The 6,469-nt window shown below is 61.8% G+C and carries 7 protein-coding genes and 1 tRNA gene; 4 read left to right on the top strand and 4 right to left on the bottom strand.

From position 1 onward, the window contains the following. Nucleotides 1-82 precede the first annotated feature (82 nt). On the top strand, nt 83-304 hold the full coding sequence (locus DES43_RS15605; protein ID WP_133675788.1) for a DNA-primase RepB domain-containing protein: 222 nt from the start codon (nt 83-85) through the stop codon (nt 302-304). Next, nucleotides 301-1,986, top strand: coding sequence for a virulence-associated E family protein (locus DES43_RS15600; protein WP_051520459.1), 1,686 nt, complete (start codon nt 301-303; stop codon nt 1,984-1,986). The genes DES43_RS15605 and DES43_RS15600 overlap by 4 nt, the downstream gene beginning before the upstream one ends. Before the next feature lie 378 nt (nt 1,987-2,364). Here DES43_RS15600 and DES43_RS15595 read toward each other — a convergent pair whose 3' ends face one another. Then, nucleotides 2,365-2,583, bottom strand: coding sequence for a helix-turn-helix domain-containing protein (locus tag DES43_RS15595; RefSeq protein WP_157173728.1), 219 nt, complete (start codon nt 2,581-2,583; stop codon nt 2,365-2,367). 115 nt (nt 2,584-2,698) lie between these two features. On the opposite strand from DES43_RS15595, the gene DES43_RS15590 reads away from it, so the two are divergent. Continuing rightward, nucleotides 2,699-2,995, top strand: a complete 297-nt coding sequence (locus DES43_RS15590; RefSeq protein WP_035024910.1) for a hypothetical protein — start codon at nt 2,699-2,701, stop codon at nt 2,993-2,995. Between the two features lie 44 nt (nt 2,996-3,039). On the opposite strand, the gene DES43_RS15585 is transcribed toward DES43_RS15590, so the two are convergent. Continuing rightward, complete coding sequence (locus DES43_RS15585) at nt 3,040-3,240, bottom strand: hypothetical protein (protein ID WP_036993848.1); 201 nt, start codon at nt 3,238-3,240, stop codon at nt 3,040-3,042. Nucleotides 3,241-3,309: 69 nt separating this feature from the next. After that, nucleotides 3,310-3,385, bottom strand: a tRNA-Thr gene (locus tag DES43_RS15580). Between the two features lie 371 nt (nt 3,386-3,756). On the opposite strand from DES43_RS15580, the gene DES43_RS15575 reads away from it, so the two are divergent. After that, the gene (locus DES43_RS15575; protein ID WP_035024914.1) at nt 3,757-4,851 is read left to right on the top strand and encodes a hypothetical protein; all 1,095 of its coding nucleotides are present in this window, start codon (nt 3,757-3,759) and stop codon (nt 4,849-4,851) included. A gap of 8 nt (nt 4,852-4,859) precedes the next feature. On the opposite strand, the gene DES43_RS15570 is transcribed toward DES43_RS15575, so the two are convergent. Then, nucleotides 4,860-6,464, bottom strand: a complete 1,605-nt coding sequence (locus tag DES43_RS15570) for a cisplatin damage response ATP-dependent DNA ligase (protein ID WP_035024917.1) — start codon at nt 6,462-6,464, stop codon at nt 4,860-4,862. Nucleotides 6,465-6,469: the final 5 nt, after the last annotated feature.

Here is a 6,469-nt window from a genome sequence, read left to right as displayed (position 1 = left end):
TCAAACCGGACGCACTTTGATGACCCCACGTTAAGGGGTCCCGTTTGGACGAAAATTACCCCTCAACTGGGGTCCTCATTCCATGAAAAATCACAACCAAGCGATCTGGAAGCTCGATCAGCCGGTCGAGGTGAATGTCGCCGAGGACTTCAACAAACGGCTTCTGATTGCCTTGCAGGGCGGTCCCGGCACCCACAACGCCGACCGTCTCTTGCGTCTGCCTGGGACCGTAAACTGGCTGAATGCGCAGAAGCGCGAGGCCGGTCGCCAACCCGCACTCTCATTCTGGATGACAAAGCCATGACCTACACAGCTATCGCAAAAACCTACAGCATCGAAGATTTCACCCTGCCTGCACCGAAGGACAAGGCGCTGGTACCAGCTAAGGCAGGACACACTACGGTCGAGCCGACAGAAATCGTTCCCCTTCCACTGCCAGAAAACCTCAGCGAGATTGTACCTTCGAACCTCAAGTGGGTGGAGGTGATCGTCTCGGGCGAAGATCCACCCGGCAGGGTCTACCCCACGCGGTCAGAGCGCATGATCGCTTGCGTCTGCTGGATGCTGGCGAAGGGGGTGCAACCCGGTCACGCGCTCTCGATCCTGCTCGATCCGGCCTATGCCATTGGCGCGCATATTCGCGAGAAGCCCAATGCCCTTTGCTACGGTCAGCGTCAAGTGGCGCGAGCTCTCATGATGATCGAAGCGAAGCGGGGGGATTGGCCTGTTCTGAATGACAAGTTCCAACCGCTTAAGGACCACCCAGCCAATATCCGATGTGCGCTGGCCCGGCTTGGCATCGATGTGCGACGAAACCTGTTCTCGTTCGTGAACGATATCGAGGGACTGGGCTTGGAAGGGCGCGATTTGAACGATGTTGCGGATATCCTGAGCAGCCGCTTCCAACTCGAGTTCGAGTTCAGAGCAACTGTTGCGGCGATCAAAAGCGAAATTGTCGCAATTGCCCATGAACAGACTTCCCATCCGATCATCGAATATCTCAATGGCTGCGTGTGGGATGGTAAGCCTCGCCTAGATACCATGCTGCGAGACTACGTCGGCGCCGAGGATACAGAACTGAATAGAGAATTTGGCGCGAAGTTCCTGATCGCGGGCGTCCGGAGGGTGAAGCAACCAGGCGTAAAATTCGACACGATGCTCGTATTCGAGGGAAAACAGGGTGCTGGCAAATCTAGCTTCGCGGAAATCCTTGCAGTGCGCGACGAGTGGTTCTGCGGGAGCCTGAATCTCAAGAGCGACGACAAGACCAAGGCTGAACTCTTGGCCGGGTCGTGGATCGTGGAGGTTCAGGAGATGGACGGTATTCGCAAGGCATCCACGCATGAGCTGAAGCGGTTTCTCTCGACCCGGCGCGATAAGTATCGTCGTGCCTATGGTCGAGATGCCAGAACCTACCCGCGCCAGTGCGTTATCGTCGGCAGCACCAACGACCAGAAATATCTCTTCGACCAGACGGGCAACCGGCGTTTCTGGCCTGTCCGTGCCGGAAGAGTGCAACTGGATAAACTGCGCGAGGACGTCGATCAACTCTGGGCGGAAGCGGCTGTTCGTGAAGCGGCGGGTGAATCCATCGCCCTGTCCGAACACCTTTGGGAAGCGGCAGCCGAATTGACCGATCTGCGCTTGATCGAAGACGCCTTCGCCACGGTCCTGAGTGACTGGTTCGCAGATAAGACGGGCAGGGTCTCGATGGACAGCGTGAAGCTGCTCCTCGGCTTCGAGGGCGGTCGCCTGTCGCCCATCGAAGTGCAAAGGATCAAGGCTGAGATGGACCGCTTGGGCTGGGAGGAGAAAATCAACCGGCTGCACGATCTATCACAGCGGGAGAAGTCCCAGCGGCGGGGCTTCGCTAGAGGCACCCAGGATGAGCGCAAGACAGAATGGGTCGCGAGGCGGGTCGAGAACGGCGTCGTGACAATATTCCGCATCGATGGTTCCGCTTCGGAAGAGGACTCGCCGTTTTGAACTGGCTTCACCCGGACTGTGCTGTAACCGGTAACGCCAACACAAGCCCGGCAACTTTTTGCCCCGCGCCCTACAGCGGGGGGAGTGCACCACTCCCCCCGCCATCCTCGGAGCTTTCGGACCTTAAGTTACGGTTACAAGTTACAGGGGTGGCAGGCGATGCCGTCCGCTGCGCTTTGGGTTGGCCTGCCGGATGCCGCATGCGGCGCTCAGAACCGCCTCAGACGTCAGGGCTGGGCGGCATACGGCCAAAGGGCCAAGTGCCACCGCAGCGCGCCTGTGGGGCGCTCTGAAGCCCCGCGCGGTGGGGTTATATGCGGCGGGTTTGGTTTTGCGGCGCGTGAGGGTCACGGTTGTGGTTGTTCCGGCCCGCGCAAGTCATCGAGACTCGTCGGTTAGGAGGTCCGCCGTCGTCGTTTCGAGCGCCTCAGCGAATTTCGCAACCACGGTGATGGTGGGGTTCCTGACCTGCCTCTCGATCCCGGAGACGTAGGTCCGGTCGATCTCCGCGCGCGCTGCAAGGTCTTCCTGCGACAGGTTCAGCCTTTTCCGAGCTGCCTTGATGTTCCGGGCCAGTATCGCGCACACGTCTTCCATGTGCGCCATTGGTCCGCGATGCAGACGATAAGCCCACGGACGATGAGTCTCATTTCTGCTTTCGATCTGCGATTGTCGACTATAGGCTACGTCGTGCTTTGTCGGGGGCGGTGCGATGTGGGATATAGTCGGTCAAGCATTCTCGTGGCTCTTGCTGATCTTCTTCGGAGGTCAGGCCCTTATCTTCATTGGGCTGGTCCTATGGATGATCTGGACCGACGCGATAAAGCCAAGGCTCATCCCCACCGCCGAAATCGACCGCGTGGCCGATGACATCATCGCAGACTATCCCGACCCGGAACTTGAGGCCTTCGCCCGCCATGAGCGCGCGTGGTACGACAGCGACGGCGCGGAGCAGACCTATTGGTATCGGGTGAGGAAAGCCGTCAGGCGGCGGCTGGAGCGGCGCTAAGGCTGTTTCGCCGAAAAGGCTCACGTCCGGGGGTGCGGCGAAAGTTATGTTCTCTTAGGTACGGATACCAAGTCTCGTGCAAGACGCTCGCGCGCCTTTTCCAGCTTCGCCCTTGCGGACATGTAAAGTGCCAACTCGCTCAAATCATCTTTAGGAAAGCCGTCGGCATTGAATGCCAATTCAATGGCTACGCTGATGAATCTCAATTCTCCCGCGCTCAATGAGATACGTGCGCTTTTGGTCATCTTCCCCTCGCGTAGCGGCGATGGTCTCACCGCATCCTCAAGGTTCCATCAGCCTTTTCAAAGACTTGGTGGTGCCGCTTGTCAGACTCGAACTGACGACCTCCGCATTACGAATGCGATGCTCTACCAACTGAGCTAAAGCGGCCTACCAGATGCAAGGGCGACCTACTATCGCCCTACTATTTTCTTCACTCCTCCGCCAACCCTTTGGCTTCGAACGTCATTCTCTAGCGGACCCGCTAATTACGAATGACGTGCTCTACCAACTGAGCTACAGCGGCCCGGAAGGGCGAGCCTCCGAGATGCCGGCGTGATAACCGCAAGCCCGTGTTAATTCAAGTGGCCCGGTAAAATTCAGGGCAGATTGTTGGCAGTGACGCGCTGCGCAGCGAGCAGAACTGGCGAGACCGCACCCGCAGACACGGGTATCGACCGCTCATCACGCCAACAGCGTTGATTGATCGGCGTTCTGCGGGTAACCATCAGGACAACGCAGGTTGTCACAAGGATTCCGGCTTGGACCCGATCGAAAAAGCGATTCGGAATGCCCTCGAGAAAGGCAATGCCGGGGACAGGTCGTTCCGCGAGAAGGTGTACCGTTCGGCCTTCTCCGCGCTCGACCGCGCCTTGCAGGCCAACCCAAACGTTACGGTCGAGACCGCCATCAATCGCCGCAAGGCCATGCAGGCCAAGATCGCGGAAATCGAGGCGCAATTCCTGCCGGTGCCGGACAAGGCCGGACCTTCCCCGGTGCGGAACGATGCCGTGCCGGGCGTAGACGCTCCCGGCCAGCCTTCCGCCGCCCGGAGCCAGCGAAGCGAACCCACGTTCGACGCGGGGGAACGGAACGGAGAGGAACCAGACGCGCATGTAATGCCGGTCGTCCCCGACATCATCCCCGAGGGCCCGCTGCCGCGCAATGTCGCCGAACCGGAGCCCGACCGCGCGCCACGCCGCAGGCGTCCGCGCCGACGCGGGCTGCCCGCCCTGTTCGCCGGACTCACACTCGTCATCGTGATCGGTCTTGGCGCCTGGTGGCTGCTGCAATCGGGCGCACTGCGGACACCCGAGCAGCGGGGCGAGGTGCCGGTGCCGCCGGCCAGCGTCGAGGACGAGGACTTTTCGCCCTCGGGCGGGAGCGCGCCGCTGCAAACCGGGCAGGCAGAATTCTCCGGCGAATGGATCACCGTGTTCACACCGCTCGACCCGACGACGGTCTCCACCCCGTCCGACGCCAGCGCCGAGGCGATGGAAGACGACAGCGGCGCATTCATGCGTGTGCGCTCGGGCGCTTCCGGCTCCGCCGTCTCCTTCGACGTCGGCCAGGGCATACTGGACGAGGTTTCGGGCTCGAAGGCGGTCTTCGTGCTGGTCGCGCGGGCCGAGGACGGCAAGGCGACGCAGATCTCCATCGACTGCAATTTCGGCGAACTCGGCGATTGCGGCCGCAAGCGCTATGAAGTCGGGCGCGAGCGCGGCGAATATCTGTTCGACGTGCAGTTCCCCGACAAGCGCGCCGGAGCGGCCGGCACGATCGCCATCACTTCCGATGTCGAGAACCAGGGCAAGGCCATCGACATCTACGAGATCAGGGTTTCGCCCAACCAGTAAGCGAATGCTTACCGGTCCAGCAGTTCCCTGAGGGTCTCGATGCGGTCGGCTTCGGCCGGGGGCTTGTCCCAGCGCAGGCGCGAAATGCGCGGAAAGCGCATGGCCACGCCGGACTTGTGGCGGGTGGAACGGTTCAGCCCCTCGAAGGCCACTTCCAGCACCAGCCCGTTCCGCCGGTCGGCGCGCACGGCGCGCACCGGGCCAAAACGCTCGACCGTGTTGTCGCGCACATATTTGTCGATCTGGCGCAGCTCCTCGTCGGTGAACCCGAAATAGGCCTTGCCGACCGGCACCAGTTCCTCCTCGCCTTCCGCTCCGGTCCAGACGCCGAACGTGTAGTCGGAATAGAAGGAGGAGCGCTTGCCGTGGCCACGCTGGGCATACATGAGCACGGCATCGACGGTGTGCGGATCGCGCTTCCACTTGAACCACGGCCCTTTCGGCCGGCCCGCGAGATAGGGCGAATCCCAGCGCTTCAGCATCACGCCCTCGATGATGGGATGGGGTGGCGCGATGCGAAGACCCTCCAGCGCTTTCCAGTCTTCGAAGGCGACCAGCGGCGAAAGGTCGAAGCGGGCGGGATCGAGCGTGGCGACAAAATCCTCAAGCCGGGCGCGGCGCTCCCGAAAGGGCAAGGCGCGCACATCCTCGCCGTCCAGTTGCAGCAGATCGTAGCAGCGCACGAAGGCCGGATGGTTCTGCATGATCTTCGGCGAAACCGTCTTGCGGTTCAGCCGCTGCTGAAGATCCGAGAATGTACCGGTGGCGGCCGGGGAGCCGACCAGCAATTCGCCGTCGAGTACGGCTTCGAAGCCGATGCCGCCGGCAAGATCGGGAAAGGCGCGGGATATGTCGTCGCCGGTGCGCGAATAAAGACGCCGGACACCGCCTTCGAACGACACCTGGACGCGGATGCCGTCCCATTTCCATTCCGCGGCGTAGTCTGCCGGATCGAGCCTTTCGAGCTCGCCATCACCAACCGGGTTGGCCAGCATGACCGGGCGGAACAGGGCAAAAGCCGCCCGCTCGGGCTTGCTCGCGCGCCCTTCCAGCCATGCGAAGAGTTCCGTGTAGGGCGGCTCCAGCCCGTGCCACAGTTCCTCGATTTCGGCCACATCCACCGGACCCAGATCGGCCACGGCCTGCTTCGCCAGACGGGCGGAGACCCCGATGCGCAGGCCGCCGGTGACCAGCTTGATGATGGCGAAACGGGCGGGAATATCGGACTGGTCGAGAAGGCCGGCCAGAACTTTCGGGCCGTCCGAGCGGCTGGCGGATTGCAATTTCGCGATCACTTCGGCCAGCGTCATGTGAGAGGCGGACGCCGTATCCCCATCATGTCGGGCCGGCCACACCAGCGAGACGGTCTCGGCAAGGTCGCCGACATAATCGTAGGAATAGCCGAACAGCACCGGGTCGACACGCTCGGCGGCAAGCGCGCGCAGCATGGCGGGTTTTATCGCCGCGATGGACAGGTCGCCGGTGATCGCGGCCAGCGCCAGCCCGCGATCCGGATCCTCCGTCACGCGGAAATAATCCGTCAGCAGCCTGAGCTTGCCGTTGCGCGACGGCGTCAGCACAAGCCGGTCGAGGAGTTCGGCGAAGCGCTTCATGCCGA

The sequence above is a fragment of the Aquamicrobium defluvii genome, assembly GCF_004363725.1.
Taxonomy (GTDB): domain Bacteria; phylum Pseudomonadota; class Alphaproteobacteria; order Rhizobiales; family Rhizobiaceae; genus Mesorhizobium; species Mesorhizobium defluvii.
The sequence above is the reverse complement of the archived record's forward strand: the minus strand, read 5'-3'. Positions and strand labels throughout refer to the sequence as shown.

Coding starts and splice junctions, on each gene's coding strand:
- DES43_RS15605 (WP_133675788.1), top strand. CDS start 83: ATGAAAAATCACAACCAAGCGATCTGGAAGCTCGATCAGCCGGTCGAG.
- DES43_RS15600 (WP_051520459.1), top strand. CDS start 301: ATGACCTACACAGCTATCGCAAAAACCTACAGCATCGAAGATTTCACC.
- DES43_RS15595 (WP_157173728.1), bottom strand. CDS start 2,583: ATGGAAGACGTGTGCGCGATACTGGCCCGGAACATCAAGGCAGCTCGG.
- DES43_RS15590 (WP_035024910.1), top strand. CDS start 2,699: ATGTGGGATATAGTCGGTCAAGCATTCTCGTGGCTCTTGCTGATCTTC.
- DES43_RS15585 (WP_036993848.1), bottom strand. CDS start 3,240: ATGACCAAAAGCGCACGTATCTCATTGAGCGCGGGAGAATTGAGATTC.
- DES43_RS15570 (WP_035024917.1), bottom strand. CDS start 6,464: ATGAAGCGCTTCGCCGAACTCCTCGACCGGCTTGTGCTGACGCCGTCG.